The following is a 19,411-nucleotide window of genomic DNA, read 5'->3' on the forward strand; positions in this document are numbered from 1 at the left end:
CTCCCTCGGCGTCGCGGTGGCATGAACACCATGCCGATGTTGTCGATGGCGAAGCGCCGCGGTCCGCCGGCGACGCGATCGGTCAGAACCGAGGGGAGATCGCCGCCACCACGGTCGCCACGCCGAGCGCCAGGTTGACCGCCACCAGCTGCCGGATGCGGTTGAGCGTCGTGCCCGCCGCCGGCCAGGCCGCCGCCTCGCAGTGTTCGCGCAGTTCCGGATACAGGATCCCGTACACGTAGGCGAACACCGCCGCCATCACGAATCCCAGGGTCATCATGATGTGCCAGCCGACGGGCGCGTTGCGCGCACCGCTTTCCATGTACATGCCCAGCCCGGTGGCCAGGATCAGCACCGCCGCCGCCGCGGTGTACTTCAGGAAGCGCTCGAACGTCGCCGCCCACAGCGGCAGGCGCTGTTGCGGCTGGAGCACCTGCGCCGCCGCCGGCCTCAGGCAGAAATATGCGAAGAACATGCCGCCCACCCAGGCCATGGCGGCCAGGAGGTGAACGAGGACCGAGAGCTGTCGCAACATGGAGAAAACGCTTTCGATGGCAGCAAAGCCGCGAGTGTGACAGGAGCGGGCGAGCGCCTAACGGAACAGCAGGGCCCACGTCCAGAAGGCGCCGATCGCCATCTGCACCGCGAACGCGGAAAAGCGCGCCGTGACGGCCGCGGGGCTCAGCGACGCGAGGTGGATGCTCGACTGGACGACCCGCGCCGCCAGCAGCCACGGCGCCAGCGGATCGGTGATCCCGGCCCGGCCGGTGACGAGCGCCACGACAAGCAGGCCGCCGAAGACGGGGAGGCTCTCCAGGCAGTTGGCGTGCGCCCGCGCCAGCCGCTGCATGAACGGCGACAGGTTGGCGTTGTCCGGCTGGAACGCATTGGCCGCCATCCGGCCCGTGACCACCAGGCGCGACCGCAGGACTTCCATCACCACCAGCAGCAGGAGCGTCCAGGCGATGAACAGCGTCAGGACCAGGGCCGATGCGGTCATGGCTCACGCTCCGGGCCGATCCGGCTGAACCTCGGCTGCCACCGGCCGCCCACTTCCACCTGGCCGAAGAACATGGCGTGCGGGCGCACCCACCAGCCCGAACCGGCGTGCAAGGGCCGGTACACCACCAGCGGTTCCAGCGTCTCGCTGTGGCGCGCCACGGCCACGACCTCGTATTCGCCGCCCTTGTAGTGGCGGTAGCGGCCCAGGGGCGTGGGCGGCAATGCAGGCAGGTCGCTCATGGGAGCTGCACTATGCCCGCCCGGCGCGATGACCGCAATGCCCTGGCGCATGCTCCCGTGGTCTCAGCCGCCGACCCCGCCCCGCTCCACCGTGCGGCCCTTGAAGGACGGATCGCGCACGCACTGGTCGACCGTGTCGCTCCTGGTGCCGCTGCGGACCATCACCTCGCACATGCGTTTCTTGTAGTGGCTGTTGCTGGCACACGCGCTGCGCCAGCGGCGCTTGCCCTCCTGCTCGATGCACGAGGAGGCGGCGATCTCGTCGTCGGTCTCCAGCGTCAGCATGCAATAGTCGACGATCCAGTGGAGCGGCTCGCCAAGCACGGGGCAGCGGCCCGCCGCCACGGCGGCAGCCGGCGATGCGAGCAGCGCCCAGGCCAGCACGGTTGCGGCCGTGGTCGTGGCATGGGCCGCCACTGCACCGAAGCTCGTCACCCGATCCGGCGCACATCGCCGCTGCCCGGCCTGGCGCTCTCGTGGAAGAGGTCGAACAGGTACTGCTCCAGTTCATCGTCGCCGATGAAATCCGGCACGACGAACCCGGCCGGGCTGCGCTTGCCGTCCGCGCCGACCGACCAGGCCTGCCAGATGCCGGCCACGCGCTGGATCACATAGATGTGGCCGAAGACGTTGAAGCGGTGCGATTCCATGACGAGCGGGCTCGCGCGGGGCGGGCGAACTAGCGCTTGCTGCCGCCGAGCACCAGCAGCAGGCCACCCGCCACGATCGCGCCGACGCCGGCCCAGACCGGGACGCTCACGGTCTTCTTCTCCTGCACCGAGAGCTCCACGGGACCGAGCTTCACGGCCGTGGTGTCCTTGGTGTAGCTGAAGCCGCCGTAGGCCAGGGCGAGCGCGCCGGCGGCGATGAGGACGATGCCGATGATCCGGGTGGCGTTCATGTGCCTTCTCCTGCAGGTGGCCGGCTGGCCGATGCCCCGATTGTGGGGCTGGTTTGCTCGCGCGCCGAGGGTGGGCAGCGGCGCGGGTCAGGGCTGGGGCACGAGTTCCAGCGTCCTGGCGACGATCCTGCGGTCCTCGTCGTCGGCGATGGCGGCGAGCGCCGCCGTGGCCTGCCGGTGGGCCTCGCTATGTGCGGCGACCTCCCCTGCGGCATGGGCGGCGTGGGCGTACACGGCGTGGGTCATCGCCAGCTCCCAGTCCGGCGTGTCGCTCCGGGCGAGGAAGTAGCCGCGCATCTCGATCGCGAGGGGCAAGGCGGTCGCGCCGTGCCCCAGCAGCGCGTGCACCGCCGCCACGAGCATCGTCGCCCGCATCCGGTTGAGCTCCGTGCCCACCCGCGCCCAGTGCCAGGCGGACGTGTGCGCCGCATCGAGCATCTCGCGGTCGCCACCCTCCGTGCGCGGCAACACCGTGAGCTCCCAGGCCCGGTTGTTGCACTCGATGGCGGTCTGGCGGTGCCACTGCGCCTGTTCGGACGTGATCATGGTTGTCTCCGGAATGACGCTGCCGCGCTGCGGCGCTGTTGCACGAGCCGCTTCACAGCCAGCGCCGCACCGAGCGCTCGTAGCGCGTGAAACTCTCGCCGAACCGCGCCCGCAGCGCCCGCTCTTCCGGCGCGATCTGGAGGCGGTTCATCGCGGCGACGAACAGCGGCAGCGCGGCCAGCGCCAGCACGTTGCCCAGGAAGATGCCCCAGCCCGCCAGCGCCAGAAGGAAGCCGAGGTACATCGGGTTGCGGCTGGCGCGGTAGATGCCGGTGGCGACGAGTTCCGTCGACTTCGCCGGATCCCGCGGATCGACCGTGGTGTGCGCCCGGCGGAAGGCAAGGACGCCGGCGGCGGCCACCAGCGCGCCCGCGCCAGCCAGCAGCAGCGCCGCGGCGAGCTGGCCGGGAAAGCCGAACGCCAGCGCGGGAACGGCCCGCGCGGCGAGCCACATCAGGCCGGCGAAGACGGCGACCTGGGCCAGGGGAGGGATTTTCAGCTCGAGGGAGGACATGAGAGGCGAGGTGCCGGCGGCGTGCGCCGCCGCGGCGTCAGAAAGCGAACTCGGAACTCGCGACGGCAACCAGCTCGCCGCCGGCGGCCAGCGTCAGTCGGGCTTCCGCGAAGGCCGAGGCCTTGCCGAAGCGCAGCACCTTCGCTTCGATGCGGAAGTCGTCGTTGACGGCCGGACGCAGGAAGTGCGTGTGCTGGTAGACCGTCCCTTTCGGAATACGGTCGGTCGTGAACATCGCCAGGGTGACGATGGTGTCCACGGCCGCCATGATCGCCTGGCCGCAGACGGCGCCGGCATACAGCTTGAGCGCTTCGCCTTGCGGCAGCAACGCGCGCGCCCGGCCCGGCCCGACCTCGAATTCGCACAGCCCCAGCTCCCTCACCCACGGTGCGAACAGGTGGCCGTACATCTCGAGGACGGTGGCGTCGGTGATCGGCAAGGGATGCGGCAGGGTGGGCGACGGCACGGGAACTCCTGGTCGTTCGGGCAAAGCCCGCACTCTAGGGCCTGTTCATGCAAATATCCATACTCTCGGCCCTACATCCCCATCGCTTCCTCGAGGCGGTCCGGGCTTTGCTGCTGCAGGGCCCACATTTGCGCATAGCGGCCGCCCCGGGCGAGCAGGTCCTGGTGCGTGCCGCGCTCGACGATGCGTCCCGCGTCCATGACCAGGATCTCATGCGCATCCACCACCGTGGAGAGGCGGTGCGCGATCAGCAAGGTGGTCTTGTGCTGCGCCACCCCTTTCAGCTCGGCCTGGATCGCGCGCTCGTTGGCCGAGTCGAGGGCGGAGGTCGCCTCGTCGAAGATCATGATCGGCGGGTTCTTCAGCAGCGTCCGCGCGATCGCGACCCGCTGCTTCTCGCCGCCCGACAGCTTCAGGCCGCGCTCGCCGACCATGGTCTGGTAACCCTTCGGGGTGGACGCGATGAAGCCGTGGATGCGGGCCGCACGGGCCGCCTCCTCGATCTCCTCGTGCGTCGCGCCGGGCCGGCCGTACGCGATGTTGTATTCGATGCTGTCGTTGAACAGCACCGTGTCCTGCGGCACGATCCCGATCGCCTGCCGGACGCTGGCCTGGGTGACGTCGCGGATGTCCTGGCCGCCGATCGTGATGCGTCCGCCGGTCCCCGGCGGGTCGCCGGGGATGCCGACGTCGTAGAACCGGTACAGCAGCCGCGCGAGCGTGCTCTTGCCGGAGCCGGACGGGCCGACCACCGCCACGGTCCGGCCGGCCGGGATCTCGAAGCTGACGTGGTGCAGGATCGGACGGGCGCGCTCGTACGCGAAGCTGACGTGCTCGAACCGGACCGTGGAATCGATGTGGGCATCGCCGCCCTCGGGCAGGGGCGCCAACGCCAGCGGCTGCGCGCCCGGCTTGTCGGCGACCTCGCGCTCGCGCTCCATCAGCACGAACATCTTGTCCAGGTCGGTGAGGCTCTGCTTGATCTCCCGGTACAGCACGCCCAGGAAGTTCAGCGGGATGTAAAGCTGGATCATGAAGGCGTTGACCATCACCAGGTCGCCGATCGTCATGCGTCCGTCGACCACGCCCTGGGTGGCACGCCAGAGGATCGCGACCAGGCCGACGCCGATGATCAGTTGCTGCCCGACGTTGAGCAGCGACAGCGTGCTCTGGCTCTTCAGTCGCGCGCGGCGCAGCTTCTCCAGGCTCTCGTCGTAGCGGCGCGCCTCGAAGCCCTCGTTGTTGAAGTACTTGACGGTTTCGTAGTTCAGCAGCGAGTCGACGGCCTTGGTGTGGGCCGCCGAATCGAACTCGTTGGCCTCGCGCCGGAACTTGGTGCGCCACTCGGTGACGCCGATCGTGAAGCCGATGTACAGGGCCAGCGCCGCCAGCGTGATCCAGGCGAACCACGCGTCGAACTTCACGGCCAGGATCGTCAGCACCAGCGTCACCTCGATCAGGGTGGGCACGATGCTGTAGAGCGAATACGAGATCAGCGACTCGATGCCGCGCACGCCGCGCTCGATGTCGCGCGTCATGCCGCCGGTCTGGCGCTCCAGGTGGAAGCGCAGGCTGAGCGCGTGCAGGTGCTGGAAGGTCTCCAGCGCGATCTGCCGGGCCGCCCCCTGCGTCGCCTTGGCGAACACCAGTTCGCGCAATTCGGTGAACAGCGTCGTCGACAGTCGCAGCAGCCCGTAGGCGACGAGCAGCCCGACCGGGACCACCAGCAGCGCCGCCGCCTCGGGCTGGAGGCCGGCCACGGCCCGGCCGCCGGCCGGGCTCATCGTGTCGACCAGGTTCTTCAGCAGGACCGGCACGCCGACGTTCGCCAGCTTGGCCATCACCATGAAGGCGAGGGCCGCCACGACGCGGCCCTTGTACTGCCAGAGGTAGGGGAACAGGCGCCTGAGCGTGGCCCAGTCGGTGTGGGTGCGGGGCTGTTCGGCACCCATGCCGGTGTGCAGAGAGATTCGGTCGCCGGAGCGGCGCATCGGGGACAATCCAGTGATTCTTCTGAAGCGAGATTGTGCCCATGTCTGCAGACTCGAGCGCTCCGACGGTGGCGTTGCCCACGGACAAGGAACTGGTCCTCAAGGTGATCCCGCTGCCCGCCGACAGCAACGCCAACGGCGACATCTTCGGCGGCTGGGTCATGGCGCAGGTCGACCTGGCCGGCTCGGTGCTGCCGGCCCGTCACACCAGGGGCCGCATGGCCACGGTGGCGGTGAAGGAGTTCGTCTTCAAGCAGCCGGTGCGCGTCGGCGACATCCTGTCCTTCTACGCGGAGATCACGCGCATCGGCCGGACCTCGGTCACCGTCGACGTGGCGGTGTACGCCGAGCGCTTCCACAGCCAGGGGCAGTACGTCAAGGTGACGGAGGCCATCCTCACCTACGTCGCCATTGACGACAAGGGACGGCCGCGCCCCTTGCCCAAGGACACCGCCAGCGTGCCGCCCGGCTGAGCGTTATCCAGCCTGCCCGGCGGTCAACGTTCGGCGTCCGGTGGCCGCCCGGCCAGCCGGACCAGCCACGCCACGGCCAGCAGCGCGGCGATCCAGGACCCGTATGCCAGCGCCACGCCCAGCGCCTTCGGCCAGGCGAACCAGCCCGGCGCATTCATCAGTCCCAGCTTCCAGAACAACGGAATGAAGGGGCGCGTGAGCACCAGCGCGGGCACCGCCAGCAGCCAGAACAGCACCGGGCCGATCGCGTCGGGCGGAGCCGGGAGCCGGTCGTGCAGGGTGTCGACCAGCCACAGCAGCAGGCCATGCGCGGCGAGGAGCGCCGCCACGACGTGCAACGCGCGCGCCACCTTGCCTGCCAGGGGGCGGGGCGCGACAGCGCGCTCGCTCATCGACCCTGCGCCGTGGTCGCGCCGCGCGCTCCCACGGCCCTGGGCTTCTTCGGCCGGGGCTCGGGCAGCGCCTCGGCGGTCGCCAGCAGCAGCCGCCGCAGCATCTCGCGGTCGTCGAGCGCCTCGTCGATGCGGAAGTAGTCCTTCGCGCCGGGGAACGGCGGGCGCTCGACCGGTGTGCGCAGCAGACTGCGGCCGTGCGCGGTGGGCTTGAGGAACAACTGGTCGTCGCAGGCGAGCGCCACCACCTTGCCTTCGACGTAGATGGCGTACTCGCCGAACATCCGGCGGCAGGAGATGGCGTCGCCCAGGCCGGACTGGGAACGGACGTACTCGACGAAATCCTGGTGGGTGGCCATGAGGGACTCCTTCGGGAGGCAGCCGGTACCGCCGATTAGGCGCCGCCCCGCGCGCCGCACCCATGGGATGAACCCTGTGGACGCGAGCGGCCGAGGCACGGCCGACCTGACGCGCCCCCGCGGTGATACGCTCGCCGCCACAGCCATGACCGAACCCGAACCGCTCAATTCGCCCGCACTGCAAGGCAAGGCCCTGATCTGGCTGCTCGTGATCGTCACGGTGCTGTTCTGCGTGATCCTGTGGCCCTACAGCGGAGCGGTCTCCTGGGCGGTGTTCCTCGCGATCGTGTTCTCGTCGCTGCAGGAGCGCTCGGTCGACGTCTGCCGGGGCCGCCGCGGCTGGGCCGCCTTCGGCACGCTCATCGTGATCGTGGTGAGCGTCCTGCTGCCCACGGCGCTGCTCACCGCCGCGATCACGCAGGAGGCGGCAGCGTTCGTCGAACGCGTGCGTTCCGGGCAGATCCAGGTCGGACAGTATTTCCAGCGCGGCGTCGAGGCCTTGCCCCTCTGGGCGCGCGGCCTGCTCGACCGCTTCGGCCTCGGCGACCTCTCGCTGCTGCAGGCCAAGGTCGTCGAAGTTCTCGGCCGCAGCGGCCAGACCATCACCTCGCGCGTCTTCAGCATCGGCCAGAACACGCTGGAATTCCTGGTCAGCTTCTTCGTGATGCTGTACCTGCTGTTCTTCCTGCTGCGCGACGGCAAGGAACTGGCCGCCGCGGCTGCCCGGGCGATGCCGTTGAAACAGGGGCACACCACGCGCCTGCTCGGGCAGTTCGCCACCGTCGTGCGCGCCACCGTCAAGGGCAACGTGGTGGTCGCGCTGGTGCAAGGCACCTTGGGCGGGCTGGCGTTCTGGGCGCTCGGGATCGCCGGTCCGCTGTTGTGGGGCGCGGTGATGGCCCTGCTTTCGCTGTTGCCCGCCGTGGGCGCGGCGATGGTGTGGGCTCCGGTGGCGATCTACCTGGCGACCACAGGGTCCATCCTGCCGGCGCTGGGGCTCACGCTGTGGGGCGTGCTGGTGATCGGGCTGGTCGACAACGTGCTGCGGCCGATCCTGGTCGGGCGCGACACCCGCATGCCCGACTACCTGGTGCTGATCGCCACCCTGGGCGGCCTCACGGTCTTCGGCCTGAACGGCTTCGTGATCGGCCCGGTGATCGCCGCGATGTTCCTCGTGACCTGGGACATCTTCGCCCGGGCGCGGCAGGAGCAGCAGGCGGTGGGGCGGCCGGCGGACGAAGGCGGCAGCCCCGGCTGACGCCCCGTGGCGGTTACCGCTGCAGGTTCTCGACCAGCACCGCCATCCCCATCCCGCTGCCCAGGCACATGCTGACGACGCCGTAGCGGCCGGCCGTGTCGGCCAGGTGCTGCATGGCGGTGATCGTCATCCTGATTCCGGTGGCGCCGGGCGGATGGCCGATGCTGATCCCCCCGCCGTACAGGTTGGTGCGATCCCGGGCGATCCCGAGTTCCTTCTCCGCGTGCAGGTTCACGACCGCGAAGGCCTCGTTGATCTCGAAGTAATCGATGTCCGCCACTTCCAGGTCGTTGCGCTGCAGCAGCTTGGCGATCGCCGGCACCGGCCCGGCGCCCATGATCTCGGGCGGCACGCCGGCCACCGCGTAGTCGACCAGCCGCGCCTGCGGCCAGACGCCGCCCGGCAGCGCCTTCTGGTGCGCCACGACCAGGCACGCGGCGCCGTCGGTGACGCCGCTGCTGCTGCCGGCCGTCACCGTCCCGTTCGCCTTGAACGCGGGCTTGAGCGCCGCGAGCTTCTCCCGGGTGACGTTGGGCCGCGGGAATTCGTCGATGGCGAAGCTGCGGCTACCCTGCCGGCCGTCCGGCACCTCGATCGGCTCGATCTGGCGCGCCAGGAACCCCGATTCCATCGCCGCCTTCGCCCGCTGCTGGCTCATGAAGCCCCAGTCGTCCATCGCCGGTCGCTGGTAGCCGAAGCGCTCCGCGAGGGCTTCCGCCGTGTCGCCCATCAATGCCTTGCTGAACGGGCAGCGGTAGATGGCGTCCAGGCCGTCCTCCATTTCCACCGGTCCGCGTCCGGCACCGTAGCGCAGGTGCCGCGACACGTACGGCACGCGGCTGAAATTCTCGCCGCCGGCGGCCAGCGCGATGCGGCTGTGGCCGGTCGCGATCTGCTCCGCGGCGCTCACGATCGCCTGGGTGCCGGAGCCGCACGCGCGCGTCACCGTCAGCGCGCTGCTTTCCACCGGAAGGCCGGCGTCCAGCGCCACCTTGCGGCTGATGAAGGGCCCGTCGTGGTCCACCACGCCGACCAGCCCGAACACCAGGTGGTCGACGTCGGGCGGCGCGATGGAACTGCGCTGCAGCGACGCCCGCGCCACGTGCGCGCCGAGCGCCGAGAGCGGCACGTCGCGCAGGGATTTGCCGAAGTCGCCGAACGCGGTGCGCACGCCGCCCAGCAGCACGATCTGATCGAAGGCCATGGACTCGCTCTCCTGGTTTCCACCCACTCGCGGCACTCGCAAACTCGCTTGTCGCCACGGCGCCGGGCGTGCTATCGTGGATCGATCTTACCAAACGCCTGTTTGCCTTAACAGATGCCGACGCTCTCCGCCGCCACCGCCGGGCCGCCGCTGCTCGAGGTCGAAGGCGCGCACCTGACGTTCGGCGGCATCCACGTGCTGTCCGGCGTTTCGCTGCGCGCGCAGCGCGGCGAGATCACCGCCGTCATCGGCCCGAACGGTGCCGGCAAGACCAGCCTGTTCAACGCCGTTTCCGGCTTCTACCGGCCGCAGCGCGGCCGCGTGCTGCTCGAAGGCACGGACATCAGCCGGGAGCGGCCGCACCGGCGCGCGGCGCTGGGCCTGGCGCGCACCTTCCAGAACGTGGCGCTGTTTCGCGGCATGACGGTGCTCGACAACATCAAGCTGGGCGGCCACACGCGGCTCTCGGCCAACCCGCTCACCGCCATGAAGTACTTCGGCTCGGCCCGCCGCGAGGAGATGGCGCTGCGCCGCGAGATCGAGCGCGAGGTGATCGACTTCCTGGAGATCGACCACATCCGCCACCTGCCGGTGGCCGCCCTCTCCTACGGGCTGCAGAAGCGGGTCGAGCTGGCCCGGGCCCTCGCGATGCGGCCCAGGCTGCTGATGATCGACGAGCCGGTGGCCGGCATGAACCGGGAGGAGACCGAGGACATGGCGCGCTTCATCCTCGACATCCAGGAGGAGCGCGGCATCAGCGTGCTGCTGATCGAGCACGACATGGGGCTGGTGATGGACATCTCCAACCACGTGGTGGTGCTCAATTTCGGGCAGGTGATCGCCGAGGGGACGCCCGCGCAGGTGCGCTCGCATCCCGAGGTGGTGCGCGCCTACCTCGGCGAACAGGCCGCGCGCAAGGTGGCCGCATGAACCCAGGCTTCGACTGGGCGGCCCTGGCGGAATTCAGCATCGTCGGCCTGCTCTCGGGCGGGCTCCTGGCGATGATCGCCCTGGGCTTCGTGCTCATCTACAAGGGCACCGGCGTCATCAACTTCGCGATGGGCGAGTTCATGATGCTGGGCGCCTACTTCTTCTACACGGCCAACGTGATGTGGGGCCTGCCGCTGGCCGTGGCCCTGGTCCTGTCGTTCGCCGCGGTCGCCGTAGCGGCGGCGGTCATCGAGCGCGGCGTGCTGCGGCCGCTCGCGGGCCAACCGGTCATCTCGGTGCTCATGGCCACTATCGGACTGGCCAGCGCCATCCATGGCGCGGTCGACGCGGTCTGGGGCGGACGGAACTACGAACTGCCCTCGCTGCTGCCGCGCGCGCCGATCATCCTGGGCGACGTGCTGATCCCGGGCAAGACGCTGTGGAGCTTCCTGATGGCGATGGCGGTGATTGCCGGCTTCGTCCTGTACTTCCGCTTCTCGCGCACGGGCGTGTCGATGCGGGCCGCGGCCAGCGACCCGACGACCGCGTACGTGCTGGGCATCGACGTGCGCGCCACGCAGCGCCTGACGTGGATCTTTGCCGGGGTGGTCGGGGCCCTCGCCGGGATCATCGTGGCATCCACCACCAGCCTGTCGCCGGCCGTCGGCAGCGCGGCCCTCGGCGTGCTCGCCATCATCATTCTCGGCGGCCTGGACAGCATTCCCGGCGCCATCGTCGCCGGCCTCATCGTCGGGATGATCGAGAGCCTCACCGCAGGCTACCTGGGGGGCAAGGTGCGCGACATCGTGCCTTACGCGACGGTGCTGGTCATCCTGCTGGTGCGGCCTTACGGGCTGTTCGGCACCCGCCAGATCGAGAGACTGTGAGATGGTGACATGCGCATAGGCGACTACCGCGCGAGCTACGAGCACGACGAGGCGATCTGGACACGCCGGTGCAGCGCCGGTGGCTGGCGGCGCTGGCCCTGCTCCTGCTGGTGTTGCCGTTCCTCGTCAACAACTACGTCGTGGGGCTGGCCTGCATCCTGTGCATCCACCTGATCGCCGCCTCGGGTCTCAACGTGATGACCGGCTTCAGCGGCCTGATCTCGCTGGGACACGCGGCCTTCATGGGGGTGGGCTGCTACACGGCCGCATGGCTCGCGCAACGCGGCGTTCCGTTCTGGCTGACCATCCCGGCCGCCGGCGCGATGGCCGCGCTGCTCGGCGCGGTCGCCGGCCTGCCCAGCCTGCGCATCAAGGGGCTGTACCTGGCGGTGGCGACGCTGGCGATGCAGTTCCTGCTGGAGTACGTGTTCCGCGAATGGGACTCGGTGACCGGCGGCGTGCGCGGCGTGAACGTTCCCAATGCCAGTCTGTTCGGGTTCGATTTGCTGAACGACACCCGCATGTACTACCTGATCGTGCCGCTGGCGGCGCTGCTGCTGGTGCTGGCGCGCAACCTGTTCCGCACCCGGGTCGGCCGCGCCTTCATCGCCATCCGCGACAAGGACATCTCCGCCGAGGTGCTGGGCATCAACCTGCTGCACTACAAGCTGGCGGCCTTTGCCATCGGTTCGTTCTACGCGGGCGTGGCCGGTGCCCTGCTGGGTTATTTCTACCGGGCGATGACGCCGGAGTACTTCAGCCTGCAGCTGTCGATCTTCTACCTGGCCGTGATCATCGTCGGCGGGCTCGGCAGCCTGGTCGGCACGATCTTCGGCGCCGTCTTCATGACGCTGGTGCCGGAGGCGCTGCGCTTCCTGGTCTCGGTGGCCGCGCAGTGGTCGCCGCGCGCCACCGAGATCCTGAGCCCGATCCAGCAGGTGGTGTTCGGCCTCCTGATCATCGGCTTCCTCGTCTACGAGCCGCACGGCCTCGCGGTGATCTGGCGCCGCGTGCGCCGCTTCTTCCACCTGTGGCCGTTCCGCACCTGAAGCCCCGGTCTTTTCCAACCAAGGAGACAACCATGACCCAGATCGACCAACGGATGCAACGCGACCGCCGGCGCCTGCTGGCCGCCGGCGCCGGCGCGGCGGGGCTTTCGGCCTTTCCGCTGCTGCCCGCCATCGCGCAGAACGGCGACATCGTCGTCGGCGCCGCCCCGCCCATCACCGGCGTGTTCGCATTCGCCGGCGTGGGCCTGCACCAGGGCCTGAACGACTACTGCGAGTGGCGCAACACCAAGGGCGGGATCATGGGCCGCAAGCTGCGCTACATCGGCGAGGACTCCGGCTACAAGATGGACCAGGCGATGAGCGTGTTCAAGAAGATCATGGGCGCGCACAACCCGCCGGTCTTCTACGGCGACTCCACCGCCTGGGCCAAGGCCGCGTCCAAGGAAGTGAGCCAGCTCGGCACCACGCTGACCAGCAGCCCCAGCTTCTCGTCCGACCTGGCCGATGCGAAGACCGCTCCGTACTACTTCATGGCGGGGCCGACCTACACCGCCATGGGCGAGATCCTGCTGGAATACATCAGCCGCACCTCGCGCGGGGCCACCAAGCCGGCCGTGGCCATCGTCTACAGCGACACCGAATTCGGCCGCGACCCGATCCCCGGCATCAAGGCCCGGGCCCAGAAGCTGGGGATCCCGCTGGTGCAGGAGATCGTCACCAAGCCCGGCGCGGTGGACGTCTCGGGCGAAGTAGCCAAGCTGCGCCGGGCCAAGCCCGACTACGTGATCTTCCACGGCTACGTGCTGGCGCCGATCCCGGAGTTCATCAAGCAGATGCGCGAATCCGGCATGAGCACGACACCGATGGGCACGATCTGGAGCATGGACAAGACCACCGTGGACGCCATGGGCGCCGCGGCGCAGGGCTGGATGGGCGTGATGCCTTACCGCTACAGCTACGACACCGAAGGCGCGCCGACCATGCAGACGATGGTCGACTACATCAAGAAGGCCCGTCCCGGCACCAACTACGTCACCTTGTTCCACACCCACGGCTGGCTGGTCGGGATGATCTTCTCGGAGGTGATCGAGCGCTGCCTGAAGGGCAAGAAGCCGCTCACCGGCCCCAACATGAAGGCGGCGCTGGAGAGCATCCACGACTGGGACACCGGCGGCATCACCGGGCTGCTGGCGTCGCTGAAAGGGCACCAGATCCCGTCGGGACGGGTGTACCAGTACAACCCCGGCAGCAAGCTGATGGAGCCGGCCAGCGGCTGGATCCGCACCGCATGAGGATGGCGGACGAGGCCGAACCCGCCGGCGGCGCTCCGGGCGCGCCCGGGGCGCCCGGCGGCGAGCCGGCGCTGGCCGTGGAGAACATCGAGGTGGTCTATCACCACTCGGTGCAGGTGCTGCGCGGCCTCTCGCTGGCGGTGCCCAAGGGCCGGATCGTCGCCCTGCTGGGCAGCAACGGCGCCGGCAAGACCACCACCCTCAAGGCGATTTCCGGGCTGCTGCCGCTCGAGATCGGCCAGGTGCGCTCCGGCGCCATCCGCTACCTCGGCGAGCGCATCGACCACGTGGCGCCGCACCTGCTGGCGCGGCGCGGCATCGCGCACGTGCGGGAGGGCCGACACGTGTTCGAGGACCTCACCGTGGACGAGAACCTGGTGGCCGCCGGCTACGCGCTGAAGGGGCGCGGCCTGAAGCCCGACCCCGGGCTGATCTACGAGTATTTCCCGCGGCTGCGGGAGCGCCGCGCGCAGAAGGCAGGTTACCTGTCCGGCGGCGAGCAGCAGATGCTGGCGATCGGGCGGGCGCTGCTGGGACAGCCGCAACTGATGCTGCTGGACGAGCCCTCGCTGGGCCTGGCGCCGATCGTGGTGGAGGACATCTTCAGGATCATCGAGCGCATCAACCGCGAACAGGGCGTGGCCATGCTGCTGGTGGAACAGAACGCGATGGCCGCCTTCGGCATCGCGCACTACGGCTACATCATGGAAAGCGGCCGGGTCGTGATCGACGGCCCCTGCAGCCGGCTGGTGAACGACGCCGACGTGCAGCGCTTCTACCTCGGATACGGCGACGGCGAATCGGAACTCGCGAGCTTCCGCCACGTGAAGCACTACAAGCGGCGCAAGAGGTGGTTGTCGTGAACTCGCCGGCCGACGTGACGCGGCTCACCCTGCCGCAGCAGCTGCGCTACTGGGCCCGGGTGCGGCGCGGAGAAGTCGCGTTGCGCCAGAAGGACTACGGCATCTGGGAGTCGGTCACCTGGGCGCAGTACGAGCAGCAGGCGCGCGATTTCGGCCTGGGGCTGGCCAAGCTCGGACTGCCGCAGGGAGGCCACTGCGCCATCATCTGCGAGAACCGCAAGGAATGGGTCTACACGCAACTCGGGTGCGGCCTGGTCGGCGCCGTGACGGTAGGCGTCTACCCGACGTCGCCGGCGCCGGAAATCGAATACCTGCTGGACGCCGCCGACGCGGTGATGGTCGTCTGCGAGGACCAGGAGCAGGTGGACAAGGTGCTGGAGGTGCGCGAGCGGCTGCCCAGGCTCACGCACGTGATCGTGGTCGACCCGCGCGGCCTGCGCCACTACGAAGTGGAGAACCTCCTTTCCTTCGAGCACGTCCAGGCGCTCGGCGCCGCCTTCGAGCAGGAGCAGCCGGACCTGGTGGAGCGTCGCCTGGCAGCGCAGACCATGGACGACATCGGTCTGATGATCTTCACCAGCGGCTCCACCGGCCGGCCCAAGGCGGCGATGCTCAGTTACGGCAATTCCGCGGCGATGGCGGCCGGCGCCGACGCGATCTACCGCTGCACCCCGGCTGACACCACGCTGTCGTACCTGCCGCTGTGCCACGTGGCCGAGCAGATCTACACCGTGGACCTGCCGCTGCGCTCGGGCGCGGTGGTGGCCTTCGCCGAGAGCCTGCGCACGGTACAGGGCGACCTGCGCGAGATCGCGCCGACCCTGTTCCTGGCCGTGCCGCGCATCTGGGAAAAACTGCACTCGTCGATCGAGATCAAGATCCGCGAGGCCGGCGGACTGCGGCGCCGCCTCTACGAGCAGGCCATTGCCACCGTCGGCCCGTGGACGGACCTGCCGCGCGAGCGCTGGTCCGTGCGCCAGCGCCTCGTGCATGCCTTCTGGTACCTGCTGATCCTGCGCGCGCTGAACAACTTCATCGGGCTGCGGCGCTGCCGCATCGCCGTCTCCGGCGCGGCGCCGATCGCGACCGAGATGCTGCACTTCTTCCGCGCGCTGGGGGTGCCGATCCGCGAGGGCTACGGGATGACGGAGACGGCCGGGCTCGTGACGCTCCAGCGCGGGCCGGACTCGCCGGTCGGCACGGTGGGCGCGCCCGTGCCCGGCGTCGAGGTGCGGATCGCGGAGGACGGAGAGCTGCTGGTGCGGGGCGCGTCCGTGTTCAAGGGGTATTACCGCAACGAGGCCGCCACGCGCGAGGCGATCGACGGCGACGGCTGGCTGCACACGGGCGACGTCGCGGCCGCGGTGGGCGACGAGATCCGCATCGTCGACCGCAAGAAGGACATCATGATCACCGCCGGCGGCAAGAACATCACGCCCAGCGAGATCGAGAACGCGTTGAAGTTCAGCCCGTACATCAGGGAGGCGATCGTCATCGCCGACCGGCGGCCGTTCGTGTCGGCGCTGCTGCAGATCGACTTCGAGACCGTCAGCACCTGGGCCGAGGAGCACCAGCTCGCGTACACCAACTTCCGCAGCCTGGCGGAGCACCCGCGCGTGCGCGAACTGCTGCAGGCGGAAGTGGACCGGGTCAACGCCAGGATGCCGCAGGTGCAGCACGTGCGGCAGTTCAGCCTGCTCGCCAAGGAACTCGACCACGACGACGGGGAGGTCACCGCCACGATGAAGGTCAAGCGCAAGAGCATCTACGAGAAGTACGCGGACACCATCGAGGCACTCTACGGAAAGACTGCGAGGCAAACCGCATGACGACGATCGGTTTCGAAGGCCGCGTGGCAGTGGTCACCGGCGCTGGAGGCGGCCTTGGCCGGGCCCATGCGCTCCTGCTCGCCTCGCGCGGCGCGCGGGTGGTGGTGAACGACCTCGGCGGCAGCGTGAGAGGCGCCGGCGGCAGCCTCACCGCGGCGCAGCGGGTGGTTCAGGAGATCGAGGCCCTGGGCGGCCAGGCGATCGCCAACGGCGACGACGTGGCGACGCGGGAAGGCGCGCAGCAGCTGGTCGACGCGGCGGTGCAGGCGTTCGGCCGGGTCGACGTCCTGATCAACAACGCCGGCATCCTGCGCGACAAGACGCTGGCGAAGATGGAGCCAGCCGACTTCGAGGCGGTGGTGCGGGTCCACCTGCTCGGCTCGGCCTGGTGCTCGCAAGCGGCCTGGCCGGTCATGGCGCAGCAGCAATACGGGCGCATCGTGATGACCACCTCGGCGGCCGGCCTGTACGGCAACTTCGGCCAGAGCAACTACGGCGCGGCCAAGCTGGGGATCGTCGGCCTGATGAACACCTTGAAGCACGAAGGCGCGAAGTTCGGCATCCGCGTCAACACCGTCGCACCGGTGGCGCTGACGCGCATGACGGAGGACCTCCCGTTCGCCCGGATGCTGTCCGAAGCGGTGCCGGAGCGGGTGGCGGCGGGCGTGGCCTTCCTGGCGTCCGAGGCGTGCCAATTCACCGGGCAGATCCTGTCTGCCGGCGCCGGGTACTTCTCTCTGGTGCAGATGATCGAAGGCCGCGGCGTGCACGCGCCGGCCGGGCAGGCGACACCCGAGTTCGTGGCAGCGCACTGGGGCGAGATCGCCGACATGTCGCAGGCAAAGCCGTACGACAGCGCCGGCGACGCGCTGGTGGCGGCGTTCGCGCCGCGGTGAGGCCGCGGCGATGAAACCGCTCTATCCCGATCCGGCGTACGCGGCCAGCGCCGAACACCGCGAGTTCCGCGATACGGTGCGGCGGTTCATCGCCGAGGAGATCACGCCGCACCACGCCCAGTGGGAGCACGACGGCCAGGTGCCGCGCGCGCTGTGGCGCCGGGCCGGCGAACTGGGCCTGCTGTGCCTGACCATGCCCGAGGAGTTCGGCGGCGCCGGCGCCGACTTCAGCTACAGCGCGATCGTGACCGCGGAGATGGCCCGCGCCGGCGCGACCGGCCCGCTGTTCTACCTGCATTCGGACATCGTCGCGCCTTACCTGCTGCACCACGGGACCGGGGAGCAGAAGCGCGAATGGCTGCCCGCCATGGCGCGCGGCGAAGTCATCACGGCCATCGGCATGACCGAGCCAGGCGCCGGCAGCGACCTGGCCGCGATCCGCACCCAGGCCCGGCGCGACGGCGGCGCATGGCGCATCGACGGCCAGAAGATCTTCATCTCCAATGGCCAGATCGCGGACCTGGTGCTGCTCGCCGCCAAGACGGATCCCGAACGCGGCGCGCACGGGGTCAGCCTGTTGCTGGTGACCGCCGACCGGCCCGGCTTCGCCCGCGGCCGCCGGCTCGAAAAACTGGGCATGCATGCGCAGGACACGTCCGAGCTGTTCTTCAGCGACGTGCGCGTGCCCGCCGGGAACCTGCTGGGCGCCGAAGGGCAGGGATTCCGGATCATGATGAACGAGCTGCCGCAGGAGCGGCTGCTGGTGGCCATCACCGCCGTCGGCGCCATGGAGGCGGCCGTCGAGTGGACGCGGCAGTACGTGCTCGAGCGCTCGGCGTTCGGCGCCCCGCTCTCGGCGAAGCAGGCGGTGCGGCACCGGCTGGCCGAGGCGCACGCCAACGTGCAGGCCGCCCGCGCCTTCCTGGACAGCTGCATGGCCCGCCACCTGGAGGGCCGTCTCGACACGGCGACCGCATCGGCGGCGAAGTTCTGGTGCACCGAGATGCAGTTCGGCGTGATCGACAACTGCCTCCAGCTGTTCGGCGGCTACGGCTACATGCGCGAGTACCCGATCGCCCGCGCCTGGGCCGACGCGCGGGTGCAGCGCATCTACGGCGGCACGACGGAGATCATGAAGGAGATCGTGGCGCGGGCGCTGTTCCAGGAGCGGTGAAACAGGGACATCGGCACGCAGAGACGCGCAACCGGACACCCGTACGGAGGTCCGCTTCCGCCGCAGCAAGCAAACGACTGTTTGGTATACTGCGCCCAGGAAGCACCAGCCCATGAGCACCGTCCGCAACCCCCACGCCGACAGCCGGCTCCCCAAGGTCCTGGACGAGGCCGCCCGGCTCTTTCGCACGCGAGGATTCGAGGGCACCTCGGTGCGCGAGATCGCCAAGGCCGTCGGCATGCTGCCGGGCTCGCTCTACTGCCATTTCGAGACCAAGGAGGCGCTGCTGGTCGCCGTCTACGTCAAGGGAGTGCAGCAGATCATCGAGGCCGTGCAGTCGGCGGCGGCTGGCGCCCTGGACCCCTGGGAACGGCTCGAGGCGGCCTGCGTCGCGCACCTGGAGGCGATCCTGCACGACGACGACTATGCGCAGGTGGTGGTGAGGGTGCGGCCGGCCGACGTGCCGGTGGCGCATGAGAGCCTGATCGAGCTGCGCAACACCTACGAAGACCTGTTCGCCGGACTGATCAGGGACCTGCCGCTCGCGCGCGGCACCGACCGGCGCGTCCTGCGGCTGATGCTGATGGGCGCCATGAACTGGTCGCAGACCTGGTATCGCCCCGGCGGCCGTTTCAACCCACGCGCGATCGCGCGCAAGTTCATCGCCCTGCTGCGCCAGGGCCAGGAGGTGGCGGCATGACGCCCGCGCCACCGCAACGCAACAGGCTTCAGGAGGTCCCCGCGTGAACGACAAGTTGATTCCCAAGGTGCTGGTCACCAAGCTCGGCTTCGACGGTCACGACCGCGGCAGCCGCGTCGTGGCCGCCGGCCTGCGCGACGCCGGCATGGAGGTCATCTACACGCCGCCGTGGCAGGAGATTGCCACCGTCGTCAAGCTGGCGATGGAGGAGGACGTGGACGTGATCGGCATCTCGTCCCTGGCCACCGACCACCTGATCGTGCCGAAGCTCATGGCGGCGCTGCGCGAAGCGGGGCTCGGGGACGTCGCCGTGGTGGTTGGCGGCATCGTTCCCGACGACGAGGAGCAGTCCCTGCTCGACGCCGGCGTCGCCCGCGTCTTCCATCCGGGCAGCGCGATGGCCGACATCGCCGCCTTCGTCCGCGTCCTCGCCGCCGACGTGCGCGCACGGCGCGTCGCCGCCTGAAACCCTCCCGCCGCAGGA

The 19,411-nt window shown here is 69.6% G+C and carries 24 protein-coding genes and 1 pseudogene; 12 read left to right on the plus strand and 13 right to left on the minus strand.

The genetic code is table 11. The features are described 5' to 3' along the window. Positions 1-82: 82 nt before the first annotated feature. From RAMLITH_RS10750 to RAMLITH_RS10795, 10 genes are all read right to left on the minus strand, one after another. Positions 83-535, minus strand: a complete 453-nt coding sequence (locus RAMLITH_RS10750) for a DUF4149 domain-containing protein (protein WP_168107401.1) — start codon at positions 533-535, stop codon at positions 83-85. Positions 536-592: 57 nt separating this feature from the next. Then, positions 593-1,000, minus strand: a complete 408-nt coding sequence (locus tag RAMLITH_RS10755) for an MAPEG family protein (RefSeq protein ID WP_168107402.1) — start codon at positions 998-1,000, stop codon at positions 593-595. Beyond that, positions 997-1,242: a DUF1653 domain-containing protein gene (locus RAMLITH_RS10760; RefSeq protein ID WP_168107403.1), complete on the minus strand. Its 246-nt coding sequence runs from the start codon at positions 1,240-1,242 to the stop codon at positions 997-999. The genes RAMLITH_RS10755 and RAMLITH_RS10760 overlap by 4 nt, the downstream gene beginning before the upstream one ends. 63 nt (positions 1,243-1,305) lie before the next feature. After that, positions 1,306-1,677 carry a hypothetical protein gene (locus RAMLITH_RS10765; protein WP_168107404.1) on the minus strand — a complete coding sequence of 124 codons (372 nt, stop codon included), beginning with the start codon at positions 1,675-1,677 and terminating at the stop codon, positions 1,306-1,308. Continuing rightward, positions 1,674-1,892, minus strand: a complete 219-nt coding sequence (locus tag RAMLITH_RS10770) for a DUF7661 family protein (RefSeq protein ID WP_168107405.1) — start codon at positions 1,890-1,892, stop codon at positions 1,674-1,676. Before RAMLITH_RS10770 ends, RAMLITH_RS10765 begins: the two co-directional genes overlap by 4 nt. Positions 1,893-1,921: 29 nt before the next feature. Continuing rightward, positions 1,922-2,143, minus strand: a complete 222-nt coding sequence (locus tag RAMLITH_RS10775; RefSeq protein ID WP_168107406.1) for a hypothetical protein — start codon at positions 2,141-2,143, stop codon at positions 1,922-1,924. 87 nt (positions 2,144-2,230) lie between these two features. Further along, entirely contained in the window at positions 2,231-2,689 is a 459-nt protein-coding gene (locus RAMLITH_RS10780) for a hypothetical protein (protein ID WP_168107407.1), read from the minus strand. A 52-nt stretch (positions 2,690-2,741) separates the two neighbouring features. Further along, positions 2,742-3,203: a methyltransferase family protein gene (locus RAMLITH_RS10785; protein WP_168107408.1), complete on the minus strand. Its 462-nt coding sequence runs from the start codon at positions 3,201-3,203 to the stop codon at positions 2,742-2,744. Positions 3,204-3,240: 37 nt separating this feature from the next. Further along, positions 3,241-3,669: a hotdog domain-containing protein gene (locus RAMLITH_RS26190; protein ID WP_168107409.1), complete on the minus strand. Its 429-nt coding sequence runs from the start codon at positions 3,667-3,669 to the stop codon at positions 3,241-3,243. A gap of 71 nt (positions 3,670-3,740) precedes the next feature. Continuing rightward, positions 3,741-5,621, minus strand: coding sequence for an ABCB family ABC transporter ATP-binding protein/permease (locus RAMLITH_RS10795; RefSeq protein ID WP_238344132.1), 1,881 nt, complete (start codon positions 5,619-5,621; stop codon positions 3,741-3,743). An 80-nt stretch (positions 5,622-5,701) separates the two neighbouring features. Between RAMLITH_RS10795 and RAMLITH_RS10800 the strand changes: the two genes are divergently transcribed. Further along, the gene (locus RAMLITH_RS10800; RefSeq protein ID WP_168107410.1) at positions 5,702-6,133 is read left to right on the plus strand and encodes an acyl-CoA thioesterase; all 432 of its coding nucleotides are present in this window, start codon (positions 5,702-5,704) and stop codon (positions 6,131-6,133) included. Positions 6,134-6,156: 23 nt separating this feature from the next. On the opposite strand, the gene RAMLITH_RS10805 is transcribed toward RAMLITH_RS10800, so the two are convergent. Beyond that, a complete protein-coding gene (locus tag RAMLITH_RS10805; RefSeq protein WP_168107411.1) occupies positions 6,157-6,525 on the minus strand; it encodes a hypothetical protein in 369 nt (122 codons plus the stop codon). After that, positions 6,522-6,884, minus strand: a complete 363-nt coding sequence (locus RAMLITH_RS10810) for a TfoX/Sxy family protein (RefSeq protein ID WP_168107412.1) — start codon at positions 6,882-6,884, stop codon at positions 6,522-6,524. Before RAMLITH_RS10810 ends, RAMLITH_RS10805 begins: the two co-directional genes overlap by 4 nt. 145 nt (positions 6,885-7,029) lie before the next feature. On the opposite strand from RAMLITH_RS10810, the gene RAMLITH_RS10815 reads away from it, so the two are divergent. Further along, the gene (locus RAMLITH_RS10815; protein WP_168107413.1) at positions 7,030-8,142 is read left to right on the plus strand and encodes an AI-2E family transporter; all 1,113 of its coding nucleotides are present in this window, start codon (positions 7,030-7,032) and stop codon (positions 8,140-8,142) included. 13 nt (positions 8,143-8,155) lie between these two features. Here the strand turns inward: RAMLITH_RS10815 and RAMLITH_RS10820 are convergent, their stop codons facing one another. Next, complete coding sequence (locus RAMLITH_RS10820) at positions 8,156-9,346, minus strand: thiolase family protein (protein ID WP_168107414.1); 1,191 nt, start codon at positions 9,344-9,346, stop codon at positions 8,156-8,158. Between the two features lie 114 nt (positions 9,347-9,460). Here RAMLITH_RS10820 and RAMLITH_RS10825 point away from each other — a divergent pair, with 114 nt between their 5' ends. The 10 genes and pseudogenes from RAMLITH_RS10825 (at position 9,461) to RAMLITH_RS10870 (ending at position 19,393) form a co-directional block, all read left to right on the plus strand. Next, the gene (locus RAMLITH_RS10825; RefSeq protein WP_168107415.1) at positions 9,461-10,276 is read left to right on the plus strand and encodes an ABC transporter ATP-binding protein; all 816 of its coding nucleotides are present in this window, start codon (positions 9,461-9,463) and stop codon (positions 10,274-10,276) included. Then, the gene (locus tag RAMLITH_RS10830) at positions 10,273-11,163 is read left to right on the plus strand and encodes a branched-chain amino acid ABC transporter permease (protein ID WP_168107416.1); all 891 of its coding nucleotides are present in this window, start codon (positions 10,273-10,275) and stop codon (positions 11,161-11,163) included. Before RAMLITH_RS10825 ends, RAMLITH_RS10830 begins: the two co-directional genes overlap by 4 nt. A 9-nt stretch (positions 11,164-11,172) precedes the next feature. Beyond that, positions 11,173-12,212 (plus strand): annotated as a pseudogene (locus tag RAMLITH_RS10835) (branched-chain amino acid ABC transporter permease). A 32-nt stretch (positions 12,213-12,244) separates the two neighbouring features. Continuing rightward, the gene (locus RAMLITH_RS10840) at positions 12,245-13,465 is read left to right on the plus strand and encodes an ABC transporter substrate-binding protein (protein ID WP_168107417.1); all 1,221 of its coding nucleotides are present in this window, start codon (positions 12,245-12,247) and stop codon (positions 13,463-13,465) included. Further along, a complete protein-coding gene (locus tag RAMLITH_RS10845; RefSeq protein ID WP_238344133.1) occupies positions 13,462-14,328 on the plus strand; it encodes an ABC transporter ATP-binding protein in 867 nt (288 codons plus the stop codon). Before RAMLITH_RS10840 ends, RAMLITH_RS10845 begins: the two co-directional genes overlap by 4 nt. Further along, positions 14,325-16,157 (plus strand): AMP-binding protein, encoded by a 1,833-nt coding sequence (locus RAMLITH_RS10850; RefSeq protein WP_168107418.1) that lies wholly within the window; start codon positions 14,325-14,327, stop codon positions 16,155-16,157. The genes RAMLITH_RS10845 and RAMLITH_RS10850 overlap by 4 nt, the downstream gene beginning before the upstream one ends. Continuing rightward, positions 16,154-17,053, plus strand: a complete 900-nt coding sequence (locus tag RAMLITH_RS10855) for an SDR family NAD(P)-dependent oxidoreductase (RefSeq protein ID WP_168107419.1) — start codon at positions 16,154-16,156, stop codon at positions 17,051-17,053. The genes RAMLITH_RS10850 and RAMLITH_RS10855 overlap by 4 nt, the downstream gene beginning before the upstream one ends. 10 nt (positions 17,054-17,063) lie before the next feature. Then, on the plus strand, positions 17,064-18,227 hold the full coding sequence (locus RAMLITH_RS10860; protein ID WP_168107420.1) for an acyl-CoA dehydrogenase family protein: 1,164 nt from the start codon (positions 17,064-17,066) through the stop codon (positions 18,225-18,227). A gap of 112 nt (positions 18,228-18,339) precedes the next feature. After that, positions 18,340-18,927 carry a TetR/AcrR family transcriptional regulator gene (locus tag RAMLITH_RS10865; protein WP_168107421.1) on the plus strand — a complete coding sequence of 196 codons (588 nt, stop codon included), beginning with the start codon at positions 18,340-18,342 and terminating at the stop codon, positions 18,925-18,927. Between the two features lie 43 nt (positions 18,928-18,970). Next, complete coding sequence (locus tag RAMLITH_RS10870) at positions 18,971-19,393, plus strand: cobalamin-dependent protein (protein WP_168107422.1); 423 nt, start codon at positions 18,971-18,973, stop codon at positions 19,391-19,393. The last annotated feature ends 18 nt before the right edge of the window (positions 19,394-19,411 follow it).

Source organism: Ramlibacter lithotrophicus (assembly GCF_012184415.1).
Taxonomy (GTDB): Bacteria; Pseudomonadota; Gammaproteobacteria; order Burkholderiales; family Burkholderiaceae_C; genus Ramlibacter; species Ramlibacter lithotrophicus.